Origin of the sequence: Pseudomonas sp. PDM30 (assembly GCF_019218985.1) — a bacterium.
Lineage (GTDB): Bacteria > Pseudomonadota > Gammaproteobacteria > Pseudomonadales > Pseudomonadaceae > Aquipseudomonas > Aquipseudomonas jessenii.
The window spans coordinates 539,067-559,685 of the sequence record NZ_JAHUWM010000002.1; the positions used below are offsets into that span (position 1 = coordinate 539,067).

18 protein-coding genes and 1 riboswitch are annotated in these 20,619 nt (G+C 60.5%); of the genes, 10 read left to right on the top strand and 8 right to left on the bottom strand.

Translation table 11 applies throughout. The features are described 5' to 3' along the window. The first annotated feature begins 68 nt into the window (after positions 1–68). On the top strand, positions 69–686 hold the full coding sequence (locus tag KW840_RS06495; RefSeq protein WP_057712940.1) for a hemolysin III family protein: 618 nt from the start codon (positions 69–71) through the stop codon (positions 684–686). On the opposite strand, the gene KW840_RS06500 is transcribed toward KW840_RS06495, so the two are convergent. Further along, positions 683–1,600, bottom strand: coding sequence for a LysR family transcriptional regulator (locus tag KW840_RS06500; RefSeq protein ID WP_218494707.1), 918 nt, complete (start codon positions 1,598–1,600; stop codon positions 683–685). The genes KW840_RS06495 and KW840_RS06500 overlap by 4 nt on opposite strands. A gap of 109 nt (positions 1,601–1,709) precedes the next feature. On the opposite strand from KW840_RS06500, the gene KW840_RS06505 reads away from it, so the two are divergent. The 3 genes from KW840_RS06505 to KW840_RS06515 are packed head-to-tail and all read left to right on the top strand — an operon-like array spanning position 1,710 to position 4,261. Beyond that, on the top strand, positions 1,710–2,951 hold the full coding sequence (locus KW840_RS06505) for a D-amino acid dehydrogenase (protein WP_218494708.1): 1,242 nt from the start codon (positions 1,710–1,712) through the stop codon (positions 2,949–2,951). A 27-nt stretch (positions 2,952–2,978) separates the two neighbouring features. Next, entirely contained in the window at positions 2,979–3,329 is a 351-nt protein-coding gene (locus tag KW840_RS06510) for a RidA family protein (protein WP_057712943.1), read from the top strand. 29 nt (positions 3,330–3,358) lie between these two features. After that, entirely contained in the window at positions 3,359–4,261 is a 903-nt protein-coding gene (locus KW840_RS06515; RefSeq protein WP_218494709.1) for a transporter substrate-binding domain-containing protein, read from the top strand. A 1-nt stretch (position 4,262) separates the two neighbouring features. On the opposite strand, the gene KW840_RS06520 is transcribed toward KW840_RS06515, so the two are convergent. Both KW840_RS06520 and KW840_RS06525 read right to left on the bottom strand, forming a co-directional pair. After that, the gene (locus KW840_RS06520) at positions 4,263–4,982 is read right to left on the bottom strand and encodes a 16S rRNA (uracil(1498)-N(3))-methyltransferase (RefSeq protein WP_218494710.1); all 720 of its coding nucleotides are present in this window, start codon (positions 4,980–4,982) and stop codon (positions 4,263–4,265) included. A gap of 149 nt (positions 4,983–5,131) precedes the next feature. Continuing rightward, positions 5,132–6,538 carry an adenosylmethionine--8-amino-7-oxononanoate transaminase gene (locus tag KW840_RS06525; RefSeq protein WP_057712946.1) on the bottom strand — a complete coding sequence of 469 codons (1,407 nt, stop codon included), beginning with the start codon at positions 6,536–6,538 and terminating at the stop codon, positions 5,132–5,134. Positions 6,539–6,761: 223 nt separating this feature from the next. On the opposite strand from KW840_RS06525, the gene KW840_RS06530 reads away from it, so the two are divergent. From KW840_RS06530 to KW840_RS06540, 3 genes are all read left to right on the top strand, one after another. After that, positions 6,762–8,510 carry a flavin monoamine oxidase family protein gene (locus tag KW840_RS06530; protein WP_218494711.1) on the top strand — a complete coding sequence of 583 codons (1,749 nt, stop codon included), beginning with the start codon at positions 6,762–6,764 and terminating at the stop codon, positions 8,508–8,510. A gap of 1,132 nt (positions 8,511–9,642) precedes the next feature. After that, positions 9,643–10,194 (top strand): cytochrome b, encoded by a 552-nt coding sequence (locus KW840_RS06535; protein WP_218494712.1) that lies wholly within the window; start codon positions 9,643–9,645, stop codon positions 10,192–10,194. 32 nt (positions 10,195–10,226) lie between these two features. Next, positions 10,227–10,814, top strand: a complete 588-nt coding sequence (locus KW840_RS06540) for a YceI family protein (RefSeq protein WP_154947410.1) — start codon at positions 10,227–10,229, stop codon at positions 10,812–10,814. A gap of 178 nt (positions 10,815–10,992) precedes the next feature. Here KW840_RS06540 and KW840_RS06545 read toward each other — a convergent pair whose 3' ends face one another. From KW840_RS06545 to ahcY, 4 genes are all read right to left on the bottom strand, one after another. Continuing rightward, positions 10,993–12,861 carry a DEAD/DEAH box helicase gene (locus KW840_RS06545; protein ID WP_090451898.1) on the bottom strand — a complete coding sequence of 623 codons (1,869 nt, stop codon included), beginning with the start codon at positions 12,859–12,861 and terminating at the stop codon, positions 10,993–10,995. A 222-nt stretch (positions 12,862–13,083) separates the two neighbouring features. Then, complete coding sequence (locus tag KW840_RS06550) at positions 13,084–13,899, bottom strand: ABC transporter substrate-binding protein (protein ID WP_218494713.1); 816 nt, start codon at positions 13,897–13,899, stop codon at positions 13,084–13,086. Between the two features lie 193 nt (positions 13,900–14,092). After that, positions 14,093–14,938 carry a methylenetetrahydrofolate reductase [NAD(P)H] gene (gene metF, locus KW840_RS06555; protein WP_150815197.1) on the bottom strand — a complete coding sequence of 282 codons (846 nt, stop codon included), beginning with the start codon at positions 14,936–14,938 and terminating at the stop codon, positions 14,093–14,095. 158 nt (positions 14,939–15,096) lie between these two features. Continuing rightward, complete coding sequence (gene ahcY, locus KW840_RS06560; RefSeq protein WP_090451894.1) at positions 15,097–16,506, bottom strand: adenosylhomocysteinase; 1,410 nt, start codon at positions 16,504–16,506, stop codon at positions 15,097–15,099. A gap of 23 nt (positions 16,507–16,529) precedes the next feature. Continuing rightward, positions 16,530–16,632: riboswitch (S-adenosyl-L-homocysteine riboswitch) on the bottom strand. Positions 16,633–16,829: 197 nt separating this feature from the next. Here ahcY and KW840_RS06565 point away from each other — a divergent pair. Both KW840_RS06565 and KW840_RS06570 read left to right on the top strand, forming a co-directional pair. Beyond that, positions 16,830–17,231, top strand: coding sequence for an acyl-CoA thioesterase (locus tag KW840_RS06565; protein WP_008019918.1), 402 nt, complete (start codon positions 16,830–16,832; stop codon positions 17,229–17,231). Positions 17,232–17,385: 154 nt separating this feature from the next. Continuing rightward, the gene (locus tag KW840_RS06570; protein WP_218494714.1) at positions 17,386–18,282 is read left to right on the top strand and encodes a formate/nitrite transporter family protein; all 897 of its coding nucleotides are present in this window, start codon (positions 17,386–17,388) and stop codon (positions 18,280–18,282) included. A gap of 3 nt (positions 18,283–18,285) precedes the next feature. Here the strand turns inward: KW840_RS06570 and KW840_RS06575 are convergent, their stop codons facing one another. After that, entirely contained in the window at positions 18,286–19,455 is a 1,170-nt protein-coding gene (locus KW840_RS06575; RefSeq protein ID WP_218494715.1) for an MFS transporter, read from the bottom strand. Positions 19,456–19,772: 317 nt separating this feature from the next. Here KW840_RS06575 and KW840_RS06580 point away from each other — a divergent pair, with 317 nt between their 5' ends. Then, positions 19,773–20,606 (top strand): EamA family transporter, encoded by an 834-nt coding sequence (locus KW840_RS06580; protein ID WP_057712956.1) that lies wholly within the window; start codon positions 19,773–19,775, stop codon positions 20,604–20,606. The last annotated feature ends 13 nt before the right edge of the window (positions 20,607–20,619 follow it).

Consider the following 20,619-nt stretch of genomic DNA (forward strand, 5'->3'; position numbering starts at 1 on the left):
CATTGCGCTTTTACGCTTCAAGCCTGAGCCTTGCGCTCTGCGGTAACGAATTTCGAGGTGAGCAACGCATGTATCACGGGGAAAGACTGAACGCCTGGACGCATCTTGTCGGGGCCGTGGCGGCGTTTATCGGCGGGGTGTGGCTGATTGTGCTGGCCAGTCTCGACGGCAGTCCGTGGAAGATTGTCAGCATGGCGATCTACGCCTTTACCCTGATGGTGCTTTACAGCGCGTCGACCGTGTACCACAGCGTGCGCGGGCGCAAGAAAGCGATCATGCAGAAGGTCGATCACTTTTCGATCTACCTGTTGATCGCCGGCAGTTACACGCCGTTCTGTCTGGTGACCCTGCGCGGGCCGTGGGGCTGGACGTTGTTCGGGATTGTCTGGGGACTGGCGCTGATCGGCATCCTGCAAGAGATAAAGCCGCGTTCGGAAGCGCGGATTCTGTCGATCGTGATTTATGCGGTGATGGGCTGGATTGTACTGGTGGCGGTCAAGCCGCTGCTTGCGGCGCTGGGCGGCGCCGGGTTTGCGTGGCTGGCATCGGGCGGGGTGTTGTACACCGTGGGGATTATCTTTTTTGCCCTCGATCATCGCCTGCGCCATGCCCACGGGATCTGGCATCTGTTCGTGATCGCCGGGAGCCTGCTGCACTTTGTGGCGATTTTGTTTTATGTCCTTTAAGGCTGCACCGGGACCAGGCGATCCAACTGCTCCCGGGCTCGACGGCTGAAAACCTGCAACAGATCGTTCAAGGTGTGGGGCGGTGGTTCGGCGGCGCGGGTCACTGCGTACAGGGTGATGGGTAACGGCGGTGTCAGAGGGCGGATCGTTGTGGTGGCGGGAGAGGCGCCAAGGGCGGTGAACGGATCGATCACCGCCAGGCCCGCGCCAGATTCCACCATCGCCCGTGCCAGTGAGTAGGTTTGCACGGCGATGCGTACCCGGGGCGGCGGTTCTACCGCTTCCAGGTAACTGTCGAGCCGTGCGGCCAGTGGGTCGGCGCTGGATAAACCGATCAGCGGTGCATCCGCCAACGCCATCAGTGGCAACGGTTTACCCACCTCTTCCTGAGGCCAGTAACCACTCGGCGCCAGCGCCACCAGCACGCCGGACGCCAGCGCCTGGGCCTTGAGCCCCGGGTGATCCGGGCGTTGCAGGGTCAGGGCGACATCCACTTCGCGCATCAACAGGTTCTGCACCAGTTCGCGACTGTGGGCGCTGGAGAGTTCGCAAACGATGTCCGGGTAACGCCCGGTCCATTCGTGAATGGCCGGTGGCAGCAATGACAGGGCCAGCGCCGGGGTGGCACCGATGCGCAGGCTGTGGCCAGGTTCGCGGCGCAGGCTCTGCGCCAGGCGTCGTACGCCTTGCAGGCTTTCGCTGACCTTGTCCACTTCGCGCTCCAGTTCCAGCGCTTCCGGGGTCGCCTGCAACTTGCCGCGCACCCGCAGGAACAACGGGAAGCCCAATTGCTGCTCGGCGTGCTGCAACACCTTGCTCACCGCCGGCTGCGAGACATGCAGCAATTGCGCAGCGGCGCTGATTGAGCCGGTCTGGCGGATGGCCTGGAAAATCTCGATATGGCGAAGACGCATGGCAAGTCCATAACCTTTGTTTATGGGTTTGCCATCTTTATGCATTGTTCAACGTCTGTCACCTGGCTCTAACCTCGGTGTCGTCTTCACTACGGTTTTAAGGACGGACATGGCTCAGCGTGTGTGCATCATCGGTGGCGGCGTGATTGGCCTGGCAACGGCCTATGCGCTGGTGCGCGACGGCTTCGAGGTGACGGTGGTCGAGGCACGGGACTCGCTGGGCAGCGAAACCAGCTTCGCCAACGGTGGCCAGTTGTCCTATCGCTATGTCGCGCCGCTGGCCGACGCCGGTGTGCCTTTACAAGCCATCGGCTGGATGCTGCGCGGCGATTCACCGCTGAAGTTGCGCCCGCGCTTCGACCCGGCACAGTGGCGCTGGATGGCGTCGTTCCTCGGCGCCTGCCGCCGCTCGGTCAACCGCGAGAACGCCGCGCACTTGCTGCGCCTGGCGTTGTTCAGCCAGGACACATTGAAGTCCTGGCGCGAGGATGATGGACTGGCGGGATTCCAGTGGCGGCGCAATGGCAAACTGGTGACTTTCCGCCAGAACAGCAGCTTCGGGCATGCGCGCCAAGGCCTGGCCGACCCGCAGCAACAGCAAGTGTTGTCGCCGGCCGAATGCGCGCAACTGGAACCGGCGCTGATCGATGCGCCCTTTGTCGGGGCAATCTACACCCCGGACGAAGAGGTCGGCGACTGCCACGGCTTCTGCCAGCAACTGGCCGCGCGGCTGCAAGCATCCGGCCGTTGCGAGTTTCGTCTCGGGCAAGCGGTGACCGGCATTCGCCACAGCAACGGTAGTGTCAACGCCATCGAACTGGGCGGGCAATTGCTGTCGGTCGATCAACTGGTGATCGCCGCCGGTCACCGCAGTCCGTTATTGGCGCTACCCGGGCTGCAACTGCCGCTTTATCCGCTCAAGGGCTACAGCCTGACCGTGCCGATCGGCGCCGGTCACCGGGCACCGGACGTGAGCATCACCGACTACGACCGCAAGATCGTCTACGCCCGCATCGGTAAGCAATTGCGAGTGGCGGCGATGGTCGACATCGTCGGCTTCGACCCTGCTTTGGACCCCAAGCGTCTGGCGCTGATCAAGCGTCAGGCCCATGACACCTTTCCAAATGCCGGCGCCTATGACGAAGCCGTCGAGTGGGCCGGCATGCGCCCGGCCACCCCCAGCGGCGTGCCGCTACTGGGCGCGACGGCGTATCGCAACCTGTGGCTCAACCTCGGCCACGGCGCGCTGGGTTTCACCCTGGCATGCGGCAGCGGGCGCTTGCTCAGCGAGCTGATCGGCGAGCGCCGGCCTTCCATTGACCTTCAGGGTTTCAGCCACCGGGCCGCCTGAATACTGATTTCTGAAAAGGACACTGCAATGACCATTACCCGACTGCACAGCAACCCGCGCCTGTCTGGCGCCGTGACCTTTGGCGACCTGGTGTTTCTCTCCGGGCAGGTGCCGGGCGATGCCCTGGATGCCACCGGCCAGACCCGCGAAGTGCTGGCGAAAATCGATACCTTGCTGGCGGAGGCGGGCAGCGACAAGGATCATCTGCTCAGCGCGACCATTTACCTGAAGAACATCACAGAGGATTTCGCCGCGATGAACGAGGTCTGGTCGGCCTGGCTATCGCCGGGGCAGGCACCGAGCCGCACCACCGTGCAGGCCGAACTGGCCCGCCCGCAGGTGCTGGTGGAAATCACCGTCATCGCTGCACGCGTCTGATAAACCAACACTCACAACGGAGAATAACAATGCAAAAAATCACGTTGCTCGCTTGTACGCTTGGCCTGTTGCTTGGCAGTCAGGTTCAGGCCAATGAAGCGCCGCTGACCGGCACCCTGAGCAAGATCGCCAGCGCCAACAGCATCACCCTGGGCTATCGCGATGCTTCGGTGCCGTTCTCCTACGTGGGTGATCACAGCGGCAAGCCGATGGGTTACTCGGTGGATCTGGCGGGCAAGATCGTCGAGCGTATCCAGCAGCAACTGGCGCTGCCGGACCTGAAGGTGAAGTACAACCTGGTGACCTCGCAGACCCGCATTCCACTGGTGCAGAACGGCACCGTTGACCTGGAGTGCGGCTCCACCGGCGTGACCGCCGAACGGCAGAAGCAGGTGGCGTTCTCCTATGGCTTCATCTACGTCAAAGGCCAGTTGCTGACCGCGAAGGACAGCGGGATCAAGAATTTCGCTGACCTGCGCGGCAAGAACGTGGTGACTACCGCCGGCACCACCAACGAGCGCTTCCTGAAAAGCTATAACGTCGATCACAAGATCGACATGTTCGTGATCAGCGCCAAGGACCACGGCGAAGCCTTCCAGATGCTGCAGTCGGGCCGGGCGGCGGCGTTCTACATGGACGACGCGCTGCTCTACGGTGAGCGCGCCAAGGCCAATGACCCGCACAAGTGGGTGGTGGTCGGGGAGGAGCAATCGCGGGAGATCTACAGCTGCATGGTGCGCAAGGACGATCCGCAGTTCCTGGCGCTGGTCAACGGCGCGTTGGCGGATCTGTACAGCTCGGGCGAGATCAATGGCATCTACCAACGCTGGTTCGAGCAGCCGATCCCGCCGAAGGGTTTGAACCTTGAGTTCCCGATGACCAGCGAACTCAAGGCGATCATTGCCAAACCGGTGAGTGATCCGGTGCAGTAGCCTAGAAATCACCCCAGAGTTGCTGGGCCACCGCCAGTGCAACAACCGGCGCGGTTTCGGTGCGCAGCACCCGTGGACCGAGGCGGGCGGCGTGGAAGCCGCCGGCCTTGGCCTGATCGACTTCGGCATCGGACAAACCACCCTCCGGGCCGATCAGGAATGCCAGACTTGAAGGTTTGGCGTGGCTCACCAACGGTTCGGCCACCGGGTGCAGCACCAATTTCAACTCGGCTTGTGTCTGCTTCAACCAGTCAGTCAGCAACAGCGGCGGATGAATCACCGGCACCCTTGAACGCCCGCACTGTTCGCATGCGCTGATCGCCACCTGGCGCCAGTGCAGCAGGCGTTTGTCGGCGCGCTCGTCCTTGAGTCGGACTTCGCAGCGCTCTGTGAAGATCGGGGTGATTTCAGTGACGCCCAGTTCCGTGGCTTTCTGGATCGCCCAGTCCATGCGTTCACCCCGGGACAGGCCCTGGCCGAGATGGATTTGCAGCGGCGACTCGATCTGCCCGGCGAAGCATTCATCGATCTGCACCACGACGCGCTTTTTGCCGACGTCGACCAGCCTGGCGCGAAACTCCTGGCCCGAGCCGTCGAACAACTGCAACGCATCGCCCTCGGCCATGCGCAGCACGCGGCTGATGTAGTGGGCCTGGGCTTCGGGCAACTCGTGCTCGCCGATGCTCAGGGGGGCGTCGATGAAGAAGCGGGACAGTCTCATGCTGGGTCTCTGAAAAAGGGTGTTGGTCATGGAACGGTGGGGACTTCTGTGGGAGCGAGCTTGCTCGCGATGACGATCTGACATTCACCATTGATGGTGGCTGGAAGACCGCTATCGCGAGCAAGCTCGCTCCCACATTGACCGCATCATCAGCCCGGATCACGGAACCCCGGGTGGAAGTCCTTCGGCACCGCCACGCTGACGCTGTCGCGGGTCGCGATGTCGATTCCTTCGCTGGCCACTTCGGCAAGGAAGTCGATCTGCTCCGGGGTGATCACATACGGCGGCAGGAAATACACCACGCTACCCAATGGACGCAGTAAGGCACCGCGCTCCAGGGCGTGCTGGAACACCTTCAGGCCGCGACGTTCCTGCCACGGCCAAGCCTCTTTGCTGGCCTTGTCCTTGACCATCTCGATGGCCAGCACCATGCCCGTCTGGCGCACTTCGGACACGTTCGGGTGGTCGACCAGATGCGCCGTCGACGTAGCCATGCGCTGCGCCAGGGCCTTGTTGTTCTCGATGACGTTGTCTTCTTCGAAGATGTCCAGGGTCGCCAGGGCCGCCGCGCACGCCAGCGGGTTGCCGGTGTAGCTGTGGGAGTGCAGGAAGGCGCGCAGGGTCGGATAGTCGTCGTAGAAGGCGCTGTAGACCTCGTCGGTGGTCATGCACGCCGCCAGCGGCAGATAGCCGCCGGTCAGGGCTTTGGAAAGGCACAGGAAATCAGGGCGGATGCCAGCCTGTTCGCAGGCGAACATCGTCCCGGTGCGGCCGAAGCCGACGGCGATTTCGTCGTGGATCAGGTGCACGCCGTAGCGGTCGCAGGCTTCTCGCAGCAATTTGAGGTACACCGGGTGGTACATGCGCATGCCACCGGCGCCCTGGATCAGCGGCTCGACGATCACCGCCGCGACCGTGTCGTGGTTTTCGGCCAGGGTCTGCTCCATGGCGGCGAACATGTTGCGCGAGTGTTCTTCCCAGCTCATGCCTTCGGGGCGCAGGTAGCAATCCGGGCTCGGCACCTTGATGGTGTCCATCAACAGCGCTTTGTAGGTCTCGGTGAACAGCGGCACATCACCCACCGACATCGCCGCCATGGTTTCGCCGTGGTAGCTGTTGGTCAGGGTGACGAAGCGCTTCTTGTTCGGCTGACCGCGATTGAGCCAGTAGTGAAAGCTCATTTTCAGCGCGACTTCGATGCAGGACGAGCCGTTATCGGCGTAGAAGCACCGGGTCAGGCCTTCCGGCGTCATCTTCACCAGACGCTCGGACAACTCGATCACCGGTTGATGACTGAAGCCGGCCAGGATCACATGTTCGAGCTGGTCGACCTGGTCCTTGATGCGCTGGTTGATCCGCGGGTTGGCGTGTCCGAACACATTGACCCACCAGGAGCTGACCGCATCGAGGTAGCGTTTGCCTTCGAAGTCTTCCAGCCACACGCCTTCCCCGCGCTTGATCGGGATCAGCGGCAGTTGCTCGTGATCTTTCATCTGGGTGCAGGGATGCCACAGCACGGCGAGATCGCGTTGCATCCACTGATTATTCAGGCCCATTTTCACTCTCCTGGAGGCGGTCCGTTACCTGCGCGGACAAACAATCGCGCAAGCCTATGCAATGCGTGCCGCGGGGACAACCCATTGTGTCGAATGAGCTACTTTGTACAGGCCGATAGACGTTGCTGGCGGGCGTCTGAAGGCTGACGTATCCTTCGCGGCTCTTGAGCCGTCTGGCTCGCAAAAACTACTGTTTTCCTCGTGTGATTCCGGAGTTCGCTGAATGTCTGTCGGTTGGCTGCGCGCCTGTGCGCTGGTGATGTTGGGGCTGTTCAGCGTGTCTGCGCTGGCCAAGGATAAAACCGCGATCGTGATCGGCGGCGGCCTGTCGGGCCTGACTGCCGCATACGAGCTGCAGAACAAGGGCTGGCAGGTCACTCTGCTGGAAGCCAGGTCGAGCCTGGGCGGTCGTTCCGGCATGGCCACCAGTGAGTGGATCGGCAATGACAAGGCTCAGCCGGTGCTGAACAAGTACGTCTCGAACTTCAAGCTGAGCACCACGCCGGCCCCTGAATTCGTGCGGACCCCAAGCTACCTGATCGATGGCGAGTATTTCTCCGCCGCCGATCTGGCGACCAAGCAGCCAGCCACCGCCGAGGCGCTCAAGCGTTTCGACAAGACCGTGGACGATCTGGCGCGCTCGATCGACGACCCGCTGAACCCGGCCGCCAACAACACGCTGCACGCGCTGGATCAGATCAACGTGTCGAGCTGGCTCGACAAGCAGAACCTGCCGGCCACCGCTCGCCAGTTGATCAACCAGCAGATCCGTACCCGCTACGATGAACCTTCGCGCTTGTCGCTGCTGTACTTCGCGCAGCAGAGCCGCGTCTACCGTGGCGTCTCCGATCGTGACCTGCGTGCTTCGCGCCTGGTCGGTGGCAGCCCGGTGCTGGCCCAGGCCTTCGTCAAGCAGCTGAAAACCATTAAGACCGCTTCCCCGGTCTCGGCCATCAGCCAGGACAAGGACGGCGTCACCGTCAAGGTCGGCAGCGTCGGCTACCAGGCCGACTACGTGGTGCTGGCCGTGCCGTTGCGCGCCCTGAACAAGATCCAGATGACCCCGGCGCTGGACGCACAGCACCTGGCGGCGATCAAGGGCACCAACTACGGTTGGCGCGACCAGATCATGCTCAAGTTCAAGACGCCGGTGTGGGAAAGCAAGGCGCGCATGTCCGGCGAGATCTACAGCAACACCGGCCTGGGGATGTTGTGGGTCGAGCCTGCCCTGAAGGGCGGTGCCAACGTGGTGATCAACCTGTCCGGCGACAACGCCCGCGTCATGCAGGCGTTCGGCGACAAGCAGATGGCTGATCAGGTACTGATTCGCCTGCACGCTTTTTATCCACAGGCCCGTGGTTCGTTCACCGGTTATGAAATCCGTCGCTACAGCACCGACCCGTCGACTGGCGGTGCCTACCTGGCCTTCGGCCCGGGCCAGATCAGCAAGTTCTGGCGCCTGTGGGAGCGCCCGATTCAGCGCGTAGCCTTCGCTGGCGAACACACCGACACCCTGTACCCGGGCACCCTGGAAGGCGCGCTGCGTACTGGCCAGCGTGCGGCCAGCCAGGTTGAAGACCTGGCGGCAGGCAAGTCGTTCGAACCGGCGAAAGTGGGTCCGGCCGCCGCAGCGGCGGGCGCTGGTGCGGTGGTGGCGAAGAAAGGCAATTTCTTCAGCAACCTGTTCGGCGGCTCGGATGACGAGAAGAAACCAGAGCCAGTCAAGGCACCTGAGCCGGTAGCACCGGTAACTCCGGCACCTGCTCCAGCACCGGTTGCTGCTCCGGCACCGGTCGAACCACCGAAGCCTGCAGCACCGGTGAAAACCGAGCCTGCGAAGAAGGCACCGGCCAAGGCCCCAGCCAAGACCGAAACGAAAAAGGCCCCGGCCAAGACTCCGGTGAAGAAAGCCGAGACGGCGAAGAAGCCAGCGGCCAAACCTGCGACGGACACTGTGACCAAGGCTCAGTAACGTTCAGGTGTAAAAAAGCGCGGCCCCAGGGTCGCGCTTTTTTTTTGCCATCAAACATCAACCATCCGGTTTGGCTGTGCGGTCCTACATGCTGCTGCGATGCATCAGAAGCTTCTCACAAAAGATTCGGAGCTAAATGATAGCTGGCTCCAGATCTTTGACTTTATGTTCTTCAGATAACGGGGGGATATATGAAATCACTAGCAGTAATAATCATGTTGATAGTGCTTTCTGGCTGTGTAAGTAGCGAATGGTTTCCTAAAGGGTATAGCTCTGAGTTGGCATTATAAATGCCAGATTAATCCGCACGATGCTGATTGTTTTCAGCCGCCTCCGGTTTTCCAAGGACCTAAGTAATCAAGGTTTTTATCATAATTAGCGTGTGTCGAGATTCTACTGGAGATGTCACTGATTATTAACGTGGCCTTCTTTTTTGGAATACGCCCAGGGGCGAATCCAAAGCGCGCCAAGCATAGATTCGCCGTGCGTTGATCGTAAATGACTAGATTTCCGTCAGCTTGCAACACCAATCGAAATCGTCAATTTCCGGACATAAGTTACTATCCTGCCGACATCACTTGATTGGGGGGGAGCGCCTGCGAGCTACTTGCTTGAAAGTTGGTGTATGTAATGGCCATGTTTTTTCATTGTTCAATGAACTGTTGAGCCCACATTGAACCAAGTTCAACTACGGAAATGGCGATACATATGTATCGCTTTAATAAAAAAACCGTTGAAGGTTAGCGTGAAGCAGAAAAGGAAGCGGCAGCCATCAGGTGTCTGGATCGGGGAGGGCGGAGCCTGCCAGGACGGCACCGGTCAAAAATGTTGAATCGGAGAGCAGTGGGGCCACTGACACCAAGGCTCAGCAACGCTCAGGCGAAAAAAACGCGGCTCAAGGGCCGCGTTTTTTTTGCCTGGAGAAAAACCTGGACCAGAATCGAATAAACCTTTTGATACAGGTGTTCTCCGGTTTGTATTCACTTTTTCTCACAATTTCGCGTTTAATCTTTCCTTAACTCGCAGGCTTCAGACTCTTGATCGCATTTTTCGATATTTCAAAGCAAATTTTTCCGCTTTAATTCGATAGATAACTCGATAGTCTTGGGCCAGCACTTACAGGATCTAGGCAATGCAGCTACGTAACTCTACCTCCCGCTATGGCTGGGTCAGTATCGTCATTCACTGGGTTGTGGCACTGGCGGTCTTCGGTCTGTTCGCGCTTGGGCTGTGGATGGTCGGGCTCGACTACTACAGCACCTGGCGCAAAGACGCGCCGGACCTGCACAAGAGTATCGGCCTGGTGTTGCTGGGTGTGATGCTGCTGCGGGTGCTGTGGCGCTTCATCAGCCCACCGCCGCCAACCCTGGCCAGCTACAGCCGCATGACGCGCTTGGGCGCCCATTTCGGCCATGGCTTTCTGTATCTCAGTCTGTTCGCTGTGATGATTGCCGGTTACCTGATTTCCACTGCAGAAGGTGTCGGTATCCCGGTGTTTGGCTGGTTTGAAGTGCCTGCGCTGGTGTCCGGACTGCCGGATCAGGCAGATACCGCTGGCGTGATTCACCTCTACCTGGCGTGGGTGCTGGTAATTTTTTCCGGCCTCCATGCGTTGGCAGCATTGAAGCACCACTTTATCGACCGTGATGTGACCCTCAAGCGAATGCTGGGTCGCAACGCCTGAAGTTCAACCTCGACTCCAAAGGAAAACAAAGCATGTTGAAAAAGACTCTGGCCGCTCTGGCAATCGGTTCCGCCCTGTTGTCCGCCGGTAACGCCATGGCCGCTGACTACGTGGTCGACAAAGAAGGCCAGCACGCCTTCGTTGACTTCAAGATCAGCCACCTGGGCTACAGCTTCATCACCGGTACTTTCAAGGACATCGACGGCAAGTTCAGCTTTGACGCTGCCAAGCCTGAAGACAGCAAGATCGAGTTCAACGTGAACACCGCCAGCGTTTTCACCAACAACGCCGAGCGTGACAAGCACATCTCCAGCAAAGACTTCCTGAACGGCAGCAAAGCCACGTTCGTTTCCACCAGCGTCAAACCCACCGGCAAAAACGCCGCTGGCAAGGACACTGCCGATGTAGCTGGCGACCTGACTATCCTCGGTGTAACCAAACCAATCGTGGTCAAGGCTACTTTCCTGGGTGAAGGCAAGGATCCATGGGGCGGCTACCGTGCAGGCTTCGAGGGTACTTTCAGCCTCAAGCGTTCCGACTTCGGCAAGCAGAAAGACCTGGGCCCATCGTCCGATGCGGTTGAGATGTACGTGACCTTTGAAGGTGTAAAAGCGAAGTAATGCTGAGACTGTAGGAGCGAGCCTGCTCGCGATAGACCTGAGAACGCCGCGGAGCATCAGGCTTCCAGGGTTATCGTTGACGACCATCGCGAGCAAGCTCGCTCCCACAGGTTTTTGCACTGATCAAAAAAATGCCCCGGCTCTTTCGAACCGGGGCATTTTTCATTGCAGCGATAACTCAGCGATTGCGGGTCAGCAGCGCTGGTTTCTCACCACGAGGACGGCTTGGCAGTTGATCCAGCTGCTCAGGTGTCGGGAAGCGATCCGCCTTCGACTCCTTGTGCATGATCTTCGGCGCCGGGCCACGCGGGTTCTGTACGGCAGGTTCCGAACGTGGCTGGTCGTCACGGGCCGGCCGGCGATTGCGCGAATCTTCGCGACGGGCCTGGCCGTCGCGCGGTGCGCCACTGCGAGGGCCGTTACGCTTGGCTGGCGGAGTGCCGGTGCTGGCGCCATCGCTGTTGCGGGGACCGTTCTGGCGACCTTGTGGCTTGCCGGAACGTGGAGCACCCGAACCTGCCGCGGTGCCTTGCGCCGGAGCACCCGGGCGACGGCCACGGCCTTGCGCGGGCTTCTGCTGCGGCACGTAGTCGACGCGGTTACCGAAGTTATCGATATCGTCGTCCAGGAACTCGTCCGGGGCGCGGTCAGCGGCGGCACGAGGAGGCTGCGACGGACGCTGTTCGCGAGCCGGAGTGCCTTCACGTGGTTTCTGCTGACGGGCAGGGCGCTCGCCGCGTTCGCCGGCCGGTTTTTCCTTGCCCTTGTCCTTGCCTTTGTCCTTGCGACCACCGCCGCCACCGCTGCCGTTCGGACCGTCGCCGCGCGGGCCACGTGGATTGCGCGGGTTGCGCATGTCCGGACGCTCGCGCACTTCAGGCTTTTCCGCCTCGATGGTGCTTGCATCGAAGCCCATCAGGTCGCCATCGGCGATTTTCTGCTTGGTCATGCGTTCGATGCTTTTCAGCAGTTTTTCTTCGTCCGGGGCTACCAGCGAAATCGCCTCGCCCGAACGACCGGCACGGCCGGTACGACCGATACGGTGCACGTAGTCTTCATCGACATTCGGCAGTTCGAAGTTGACCACATGTGGCAACTGGTCGATGTCCAGGCCGCGGGCGGCGATGTCGGTGGCCACCAGGATGCGCACAGTGCCGGCCTTGAAGTCGGCCAGGGCTTTGGTGCGGGCGTTCTGGCTCTTGTTGCCGTGGATCGCGACGGCGCTCAGGCCGTGCTTGTCCAGGTACTCGGCCAGGCGGTTGGCGCCGTGCTTGGTGCGGGTGAACACCAGTACCTGTTCCCAGGCGCCAGCGGTGATCAGGTGGGCCAGCAAGGCGCGCTTGTGGCTGGCCGGCAGGCGGAATACGCGCTGTTCGATACGCTCGACCGTGGTGTTTGGCGGCGTGACTTCGATGCGTTCCGGGTTGTGCAGCAGCTTGCCGGCGAGGTCGGTGATGTCCTTGGAGAAGGTCGCCGAGAACAGCAGGTTCTGGCGTTTGGCCGGCAGACGGGCCAGGACCTTTTTCACGTCATGGACGAAGCCCATGTCGAGCATGCGGTCGGCTTCGTCCAGCACGAGGATTTCCACGTGGGACAGATCGACGCTGCCTTGGCCGGCCAGGTCGAGCAGGCGACCAGGGCAGGCCACCAGCACGTCTACGCCGCGGGACATGGCCTGAACCTGCGGGTTCATGCCGACACCGCCGAAGATGCAGGCGCTGACGAACTTCAGGTCACGGGCATAGACCTTGAAGCTTTCATGCACTTGCGCGGCGAGTTCGCGAGTCGGGGTCAGGACCAGTACGCGCGGTTGGCGCGGGCCGTGACGTTGGGACTTGTCCGGATGACCGTTGGGGAACAACCGCTCCAGGATCGGAAGGGCGAAACCGCCGGTTTTACCAGTACCTGTCTGTGCCGCGACCATCAGGTCGCGACCTTGCAACACGGCGGGAATGGCCCGCTGTTGCACCGGAGTAGGCTCGGTATAGCCCGCCGCCTCGATGGCGCGGACTAAAGCCTCGGAGAGACCGAGGGAAGCAAAGGACATGAGTAATCCTGTTCTAGTTAGGGCTTGGCCCAATGGGAGTCTTGCCTGGCGCGAATGGCGTTTAAGAGGACGCAATCCCGTCCGGTCCTGCTGGGTTTCGAAGGCTCGTCTGCAAGCGCTCGCGCGGGCTGAAAGCTGCGCAGTAGCGGGGTTGAGATGCCTTTAACGATTCCGAGCGTCCGGGCGTGAGCCTGGCGGGAAGGCCGGAGTATAACAGAGCTATCACTGCGCGCCGCTTTCCTGCTGCTCAACGGTTTTTTCCGTGGCGGCCGTGGCCTTTTCAGACTTCACGCTGGCTGCCGGTTCCGCGCCGTAGCGGGCGCTCAGTTCAGCGTAGGCGGGCTCGCGCTTGAAGCGCTTGAGTTCGGCGCCGAAACGTTGCACCAGCAGATCCATGCCCGCATTGCGCCGCACCGCGAGAAACTGGCTTTGCTGGCTGATGACCGTGGGGTTTTCGGTGATCTTGTCGCGGATGCCCAGTTCGTCGAGCAAATGCTGGCCGACCCGGCGGTCGGTGATCAGCAGGTCAATTCGCCCGCGTACCAGTTTGCCGAAGTTGGCTTCATGGGTGGGGGCCGGCTCGCGGGTGAACAGCGTCGAATCGCTGAAGTCCTTGCTGTACAGGTAACCCGGCGAGGTGCCGATGGTCAGGCCGCGCAAGTCTTCGAGGCTGCGAAACGGGTGGGGCCGGTCATTGGCGTAGAACATCACGAACTGGACTTCCGAGAGCGGTTCGCTGGGGTAGAGCAGCGTCGCTTCGCGTTCGTCGCTGTGAAAGATGTCCAGGGCGCCGTCGGCCTGGCCTGTTTCAAGCATCGACAAGCAGCGTTTCCATGGCAGGAACTGCCACTCCACTTCGATGCCCAGGCGCTTGAAGACAATGGCGGTGGTTTCGTAGTCCAGGCCCAGGGATTTGCCGTTGTCTTCGTACACATAGGGCGCCCAAGGCTCCGTGACAATGCGCAGCTTCTCGCCCCGGGCGGCGAAGCTCAGGCAAGTGAAGACAAGCACGGCGATTAACTGCGTGATCAAAGGCATAGGCTGAGATTACGACGAGAAACCGGAAAGAGCCAGAAACTGACCGCAGATGCTCTAACTCCGTGGATTGCTGCACATTAATAGTGCGTTGAAAGCAAAAAGATCGCAGCCTGCGACAGCGCCTACGGGATTTGACATTCCGTTGTAGGCGCTGCCGCAGGCTGCGATCTTTTAATCGTGCTTCAACGACTTTTTAACGCGGCAACTTCAGGTTGTTCCACACCGCCAGGCTCGCTTCAGCCTGGTTCAGCGTGTAGAAGTGCAGCCCTGGAGCGCCACCCTGCAGCAGTTGTTCGCACATCTCGGTGATGACCTGTTCGCCAAAGCGCTGAATGCTCTGGGTGTCGTCGCCATAGGCTTCCAGTTGCTTGCGGATCCAGCGCGGGATTTCCGCACCGCAGGCATCGGAGAAACGCGCCAGCTTGCTGTAGTTGGTGATCGGCATGATGCCCGGCACGATCGGGATGTTCACGCCCAGCGCCCGCACGCGTTCGACGAAGTAGAAATAGCAGTCGGCGTTGAAGAAGTACTGGGTGATCGCGCTGTCGGCGCCAGCGTTGGCCTTGCGCACGAAGTTGGCCACATCGTCTTCAAAATTGCGCGCTTGCGGATGCATTTCCGGGTAAGCGGCGACTTCGATGTGGAAATGATCACCGGTTTCTTCACGAATGAATTCAACCAGGTCATTGGCGTGGCGCAACTCACCGCTGGCCATGCCCATGCCCGAAGGCAGGTCACCGCGCAGGGCGACGATACGCTTGATGCCGGCAGCCTTGTACTGGGCCAGCAGGCCGCGCAAGTCGTCCTTGCTATCGCCCACGCAGGACAGGTGCGGAGCGGCAGGGATTTTGACTTCGCTTTCGAGCTGCAGCACGGTGTTCAGCGTGCGATCGCGGGTCGAACCGCCGGCGCCGTAGGTGCAGGAGAAGAAATCGGGGTTGTAGATGGCCAGCTGGCGAGCAGTGGCGAGCAGCTTTTCATGCCCAGCATCGGTCTTCGTAGGGAAGAACTCGAAGCTGTAGCGACGATCTTGGGACATGGTCATATCCTTGGAAACTCATAAGGCGGACGCTGGCCCCCTGTAGGAGCGAGCTTGCTCGCGAAAAACATCAAGGCAACGCGTTCATCCAGACAGCACGCGTTATCGCTGACGTCCATCGCGAGCGAGCTCGCTCCTACACAGGAAAAGCCGGTCTATCAGTAGCGGTAGGCGTGCGGCTTGAACGGACCTTCAACGGTCACGCCGATGTAGTCGGCCTGGGTCTTGGTCAGTTGAGTCACTACGCCGCCGAAGCCACGGACCATTTCCAGGGCCACTTCTTCGTCGAGTTTCTTCGGCAGTACTTCAACGGTCAGGCGCTCGGCTTTCTGGGCTGGCGACAGGTCGGCGTACTTCTGGCCGAACAGGAAGATCTGGGCCAGAACCTGGTTGGCGAACGAACCGTCCATGATACGGCTCGGGTGGCCGGTGGCGTTACCCAGGTTAACCAGACGGCCTTCGGCCAGCAGGATCAGGTAGTCGTCGTTCTGTGGGTCGAAATCGCCAGCGCCGGTACGATGGATCTTGTGAACCTGCGGCTTCACTTCTTCCCATGCCCAGTTCTTGCGCATGAAAGCGGTGTCGATTTCGTTGTCGAAGTGGCCGATGTTGCAGACAACGGCACGCTTCTTCAGGGCCTTGAGCATGTTCGAGTCGCAAACATTGACGTTACCGGTGGTGGTCACGATCAGGTCGATCTTGCCCAGCAATGCCTTGTCGATGCTTGCTTCAGTTCCGTTGTTGATACCGTCGATGAACGGCGAAACCACTTCGAAACCGTCCATGCAGGCTTGCATGGCGCAGATCGGGTCGACTTCGGAAACCTTGACGATCATGCCTTCCTGACGCAGGGACTGGGCCGAACCCTTGCCCACGTCGCCGTAGCCGATGACCAGCGCTTGCTTGCCGGACAGAAGGTGGTCGGTGCCGCGCTTGATCGCATCGTTCAGGCTGTGACGGCAGCCGTACTTGTTGTCGTTCTTGCTCTTGGTCACCGAGTCGTTGACGTTGATGGCCGGGATTTTCAGCTCGCCCTTGGCCAGCATGTCCAGCAGGCGGTGAACGCCGGTGGTGGTTTCTTCGGTCACGCCGTGGACGCGGTCCAGAACCTGTGGGTACTTCTTGTGCAGCAGCTCGGTCAGGTCACCGCCGTCGTCGAGGATCATGTTGGCATCCCAAGGCGCGCCATCTTTGAGGATGGTCTGCTCCAGGCACCACTCGTACTCTTGTTCGGTTTCACCTTTCCAGGCGAAAACCGGGATGCCGGCAGCGGCGATGGCAGCAGCAGCCTGGTCCTGAGTCGAGAAAATGTTGCAGGACGACCAGCGTACTTCGGCACCCAGGGCAACCAGGGTTTCGATCAGCACGGCAGTCTGAATGGTCATGTGGATGCAGCCGAGGATCTTCGCGCCCTTGAGCGGTTGCTCGGCGGAATACTTGTTGCGCAGACCCATCAGGGCTGGCATTTCGGATTCGGCGATGATGGTTTCGCGACGGCCCCAGGCAGCCAGGGACATGTCGGCAACTTTGTAATCGTTAAAATCTGCAGGCGTGATAACAGCGCTCATGAAGAGCCTCCATTCGTAATGTATGCGAATGGGCGCCGTTGTGCGTTTAGTGTCCAGCCAGTGAAGGCCAGGCAACGCCCCATCCGAGCCTGACAGGTCGAACCTGCTGCAGCGCCCCTCGGACAGGTGGCGGGAAACGGTAGCAATTGAAGATGACCGTTTTGAAACGGTGGCGATTATAGCGGGCTATGCCGATCTTCCAAAGCGTTTCTGTCGGTCAATGTCCGAACGGTAATCGAGACCATAGACGATGCTCAATAGAGCTCTAGGTCGGGCTCTGCCATGATGGTCGGCATCATTCGGCAAGACGCTCAGGAGTGAACATGAATTTCCACACCCGCAAATGGGTAAAACCCGAAGACCTCAACCCTAACGGCACGCTGTTCGGCGGTAGCCTGCTGCGCTGGATCGACGAAGAGGCGGCGATCTACGCCATCGTTCAGTTGGGCAACCAGCGTGTGGTCACCAAGTACATTTCAGAAATCAATTTCGTCAGCGCCTCGCGCCAGGGCGACATCATCGAACTGGGCATCACGGCGACCGAGTTCGGCCGCACTTCGATCACCCTGACGTGCGAGGTGCGCAACAAGATCACCCGCAAGAGCATCCTCACCGTTGAAAAAATGGTGTTCGTGAACCTCGGTGAAGACGGCTTGCCGGCGCCTCACGGCCGGACCGAGATCAAGTACGTCAAGGACCAGTTCAAGGACGACGCCAGCGTGTAGGAGCGAGCCTGCTCGCGATGGTCGTTAACGATAACACTGGGTACCTGACACCCAGTGGTGCTCTCAAGTCCATCGCGAGCATGCTCGCTCCTACAGAACGGAATCCCCGCTGCACAGGTCATAGCTGAATAGCCCGCCACCGGTTGCGCATCCCATGAACTCGGCACAAGACGGCAAGACCCCGAACCTTTCGGCGCAAGAAGAGCACGAAGTCGAAAAGAGCCAGCCACCCCGTGCCGCGGTGCTGCACGAGATCATCCGTACCCAGGGCGACCAGGAGCTGGAGCGCAGCATTGCCGCGTTGTGGTGGTCGGCGCTCGCGGCGGGGTTGACCATGGGGCTGTCGCTGATGGGCATGGGCTTGCTCAATTCACGTCTTCCGGATGGCGAAGGATTCAAGGTGATCGCGAGTTTCGGTTATTGCGCCGGTTTCCTCGCGGTGATCCTCGCTCGCCAGCAACTGTTCACCGAAAACACCCTGACCGCCGTGTTGCCGGTAATGACCAAACCGACGCTGGCCAACTTCGGCCGGCTGCTACGGCTGTGGACGGTGGTGCTGGTCGGCAACCTCTGTGGCACCTTGCTGGTGGCGTACGTGATGCTGGAACTGCCGATTTTCGACAGCAAGACCGATGTCGCCTTCCTCGATATCGGCCGCAAGGTCATGGAAAACCACGCCAGCCAGATGTTCGCCAAGGGCATCATTTCCGGATGGATGATCGCCACCATGGTCTGGATGATCCCGTCCATGGAGAGCGCCAAGATGTGGATCATCATCCTCATCACCTACCTCATGGCGCTGGGGGATTTCACCCACATCGTGGTCGGTTCGCTGGAGGTTTCGTATCTGGTATTTGCCGGCGAGTTGCCGTGGAGTGATTTCTGGCTGGTGTTCGCCGGGCCGACGCTGGCGGGGAACATCATCGGTGGCAGTTTTATTTTCGCGCTGATCAGCCATGCGCAGATTCGCAGCGAAAGCGGGCCGCCGAAAAAATCTGCGGATCAGAGCGAAGCGCCCGATCCGCAGAAAATCAAAAAACCATCAAGCTGATCCTCAGCCCACCGCATCAAGCGCAGCCGCACCGCGACGCTGGCGATAGATGAAAAACAGTGCGGTCAGCACGGTCAGCCCGCTGACCAGTGCACCGGTCCAGGGCAAGTCCGCCAGATCGGCACCGCTGGCCACAACCAGCCCGCCAATCCATGCCCCGGCGGCGTTGCCGAGGTTGAAGGCGCTCTGGTTCAAGGTCGAACCCAGGTTTGGTGCCTCAAAGGCCTGATCGATGATCAGCAGTTGCAGGATCGGGCACAAGGCAAAGGCAAACGTCCCCCACAACACCAGTGTGATGGCCGCCGGGATGACCGAGTGACTGGTTTGCGTGAATGCCGCCAGTACCACCAGCACCGCCAGCGCCATGCCCACCAGCGAAGGCAGCAAACGGCTGTCCGCCAGACGACCACCGAGCATGCTGCCGGCGGTCAGGCCAACGCCGAACAACAGCAGCATGAGGGTGACGCCGTGGGGGCTGACACCGGTGATGTCTTGCAGGATCGGCGCAATGTAAGTGAACACACTGAACAGGCTGGTCGAGGCCAGTACACTCATGCCCAGGGCCAGCAGTACGTTGGCCTTGCCCAGTACCTTGAACTCGCTGGCCAGGTTGGCTTTATCCATCGCGATGTTTTTCGGCAGCCAGACCCATTGCGCAATCGCCGCCAGCACCCCGATCACCGACACCGCCCAGAAGGTCGAGCGCCAGCCTGCGTATTGCCCGAGTGCGGTACCCAGTGGCACGCCGAGCACGTTGGCCAAGGTCAGGCCGGTGAACATCATGGCAATCGCCTGAGCCCTTTTGTTGGGGGCCACCAGCCCGGCGGCCACCACCGAACCAATGCCGAAAAATGCGCCGTGGCACAGTGCCGTGATCACGCGCGCGGCCATCAACGTGGCGTAGTTTGGCGCCAGCGCGCAGAGCATGTTGCCGAGGATGAACATCAGCGTCATGCCCAACAACGTGGCCTTGCGCGGCATGTTGGCGGTGCCGACCGCGAGGATCGGTGCACCGAATACCACGCCCAGGGCGTAGCCGGTGATCAGCAATCCGGCGTCGGGAATGCTCACGCTGAGGTCGCGGGCGACATCGGGCAAAAGACCCATGATGACGAATTCGGTGGTGCCGATGCCGAAGGCGGCAACGGCGAGGGCAAGCAAAGCGAGTGGCATGCGCAAGGTCTCTGTCGGTAGTCTTGACGCTGTGATCAGGCATACGCAGGCCGACGACCGTTCTCGACGAGAGCGGGCCGGGCAGGATTTTTATTGGAATAAGTTTGTGCGCAACTGAGTGCGGCGTGGTCGCTTGCAGTATAAACAGACAGTGAAATATGGCGAATCAATTCTCTACCCGGCCCCTGTAGGAGCGAGCTCGCTCGCGATGGACGTGAACGAAGACGGGTGCTCGCTGATTGAGCGCGTTGTCCTCACGTTTTTCGCGAGCAAGCTCGCTCCTACGGGGATCGTGGAGACAACAAAAGGAGTAGGCCGTGCTTGCGACGGCGTTGGTGTTGGTGGCGGCGCTGTTGCATGCGGCGTGGAATACCCTGATCAAGTTCAGTGCGGAGCGGCTGTTGGTGGTGGCCTGCATGGACAGCGTGGCGCTGCTCTTTGTCGTGCTGATGCTGCCGTTCCTGAGCGTGCCGCCACTGGAGATCTGGCCGTGGATCCTGGCGTCGGCGGCGTTCGAGTTGCTCTATCGCTATTTGCTCATCCAGGCCTATCGGGTCGGCGACCTCGGGCTGGTCTATCCATTGATGCGTGGCCTGTCACCGTTGGTGGTGCTGGCGCTGACGCTGATCTTTGCCGGGGAAGTGCTGACCCATCAGCAGATTTTCGGAATCCTGCTGATCCCGTTCGGCATGCTGTGCCTGCTCTGGCAGGGCGGCGGCGGTGCGCGTTTGCCCTGGTCGATGTTGCCGGTGGTGGCGCTGATCGGCCTGTGCATCGGTTGCTACACCTACATTGACGGGCAGGCATTGCGACGCTGGTCCCATCCACTGGATTATCTGGTTTGGGTCACCTTGCTCAGTGCCTGGCCGTTTCCGCTGTTGGCGTTGGTGCGCAAACGACCCGCGTTCATGTTGTTCTGGCGCGAGCAGTGGCGACTGGGCCTGGCCGTCGGGTTCTGCGTGTTGTTCAGCTACGCTCTGGTGCTGTGGGCGATGCAGCTGGGCTCGATTGCAGAAGCGGCGGCGTTGCGCGAGATCAGCGTAATTCTGGTGGTGCTGTTTGGCATGCGTTACCTGAAAGAGCCTTTTGGCGGGCCACGCCTCTTGGCCTGTGGGCTGGTGCTGATCGGTATATTGGTCATGAAATTTTGACTGTTCTGAAACG

Coding starts and splice junctions, on each gene's coding strand:
- KW840_RS06520 (WP_218494710.1), bottom strand. CDS start 4,982: ATGAGACTGTCCCGCTTCTTCATCGACGCCCCCCTGAGCATCGGCGAG.
- ahcY (WP_090451894.1), bottom strand. CDS start 16,506: ATGAGCGCTGTTATCACGCCTGCAGATTTTAACGATTACAAAGTTGCC.
- KW840_RS06505 (WP_218494708.1), top strand. CDS start 1,710: ATGGCTCAGCGTGTGTGCATCATCGGTGGCGGCGTGATTGGCCTGGCA.
- KW840_RS06525 (WP_057712946.1), bottom strand. CDS start 6,538: ATGGGCCTGAATAATCAGTGGATGCAACGCGATCTCGCCGTGCTGTGG.
- KW840_RS06550 (WP_218494713.1), bottom strand. CDS start 13,899: ATGCCTTTGATCACGCAGTTAATCGCCGTGCTTGTCTTCACTTGCCTG.
- KW840_RS06510 (WP_057712943.1), top strand. CDS start 2,979: ATGACCATTACCCGACTGCACAGCAACCCGCGCCTGTCTGGCGCCGTG.
- KW840_RS06515 (WP_218494709.1), top strand. CDS start 3,359: ATGCAAAAAATCACGTTGCTCGCTTGTACGCTTGGCCTGTTGCTTGGC.
- KW840_RS06575 (WP_218494715.1), bottom strand. CDS start 19,455: ATGCCACTCGCTTTGCTTGCCCTCGCCGTTGCCGCCTTCGGCATCGGC.
- KW840_RS06565 (WP_008019918.1), top strand. CDS start 16,830: ATGAATTTCCACACCCGCAAATGGGTAAAACCCGAAGACCTCAACCCT.
- KW840_RS06500 (WP_218494707.1), bottom strand. CDS start 1,600: ATGCGTCTTCGCCATATCGAGATTTTCCAGGCCATCCGCCAGACCGGC.
- KW840_RS06570 (WP_218494714.1), top strand. CDS start 17,386: ATGAACTCGGCACAAGACGGCAAGACCCCGAACCTTTCGGCGCAAGAA.
- KW840_RS06495 (WP_057712940.1), top strand. CDS start 69: ATGTATCACGGGGAAAGACTGAACGCCTGGACGCATCTTGTCGGGGCC.
- metF (WP_150815197.1), bottom strand. CDS start 14,938: ATGTCCCAAGATCGTCGCTACAGCTTCGAGTTCTTCCCTACGAAGACC.
- KW840_RS06535 (WP_218494712.1), top strand. CDS start 9,643: ATGCAGCTACGTAACTCTACCTCCCGCTATGGCTGGGTCAGTATCGTC.
- KW840_RS06530 (WP_218494711.1), top strand. CDS start 6,762: ATGTCTGTCGGTTGGCTGCGCGCCTGTGCGCTGGTGATGTTGGGGCTG.
- KW840_RS06540 (WP_154947410.1), top strand. CDS start 10,227: ATGTTGAAAAAGACTCTGGCCGCTCTGGCAATCGGTTCCGCCCTGTTG.
- KW840_RS06545 (WP_090451898.1), bottom strand. CDS start 12,861: ATGTCCTTTGCTTCCCTCGGTCTCTCCGAGGCTTTAGTCCGCGCCATC.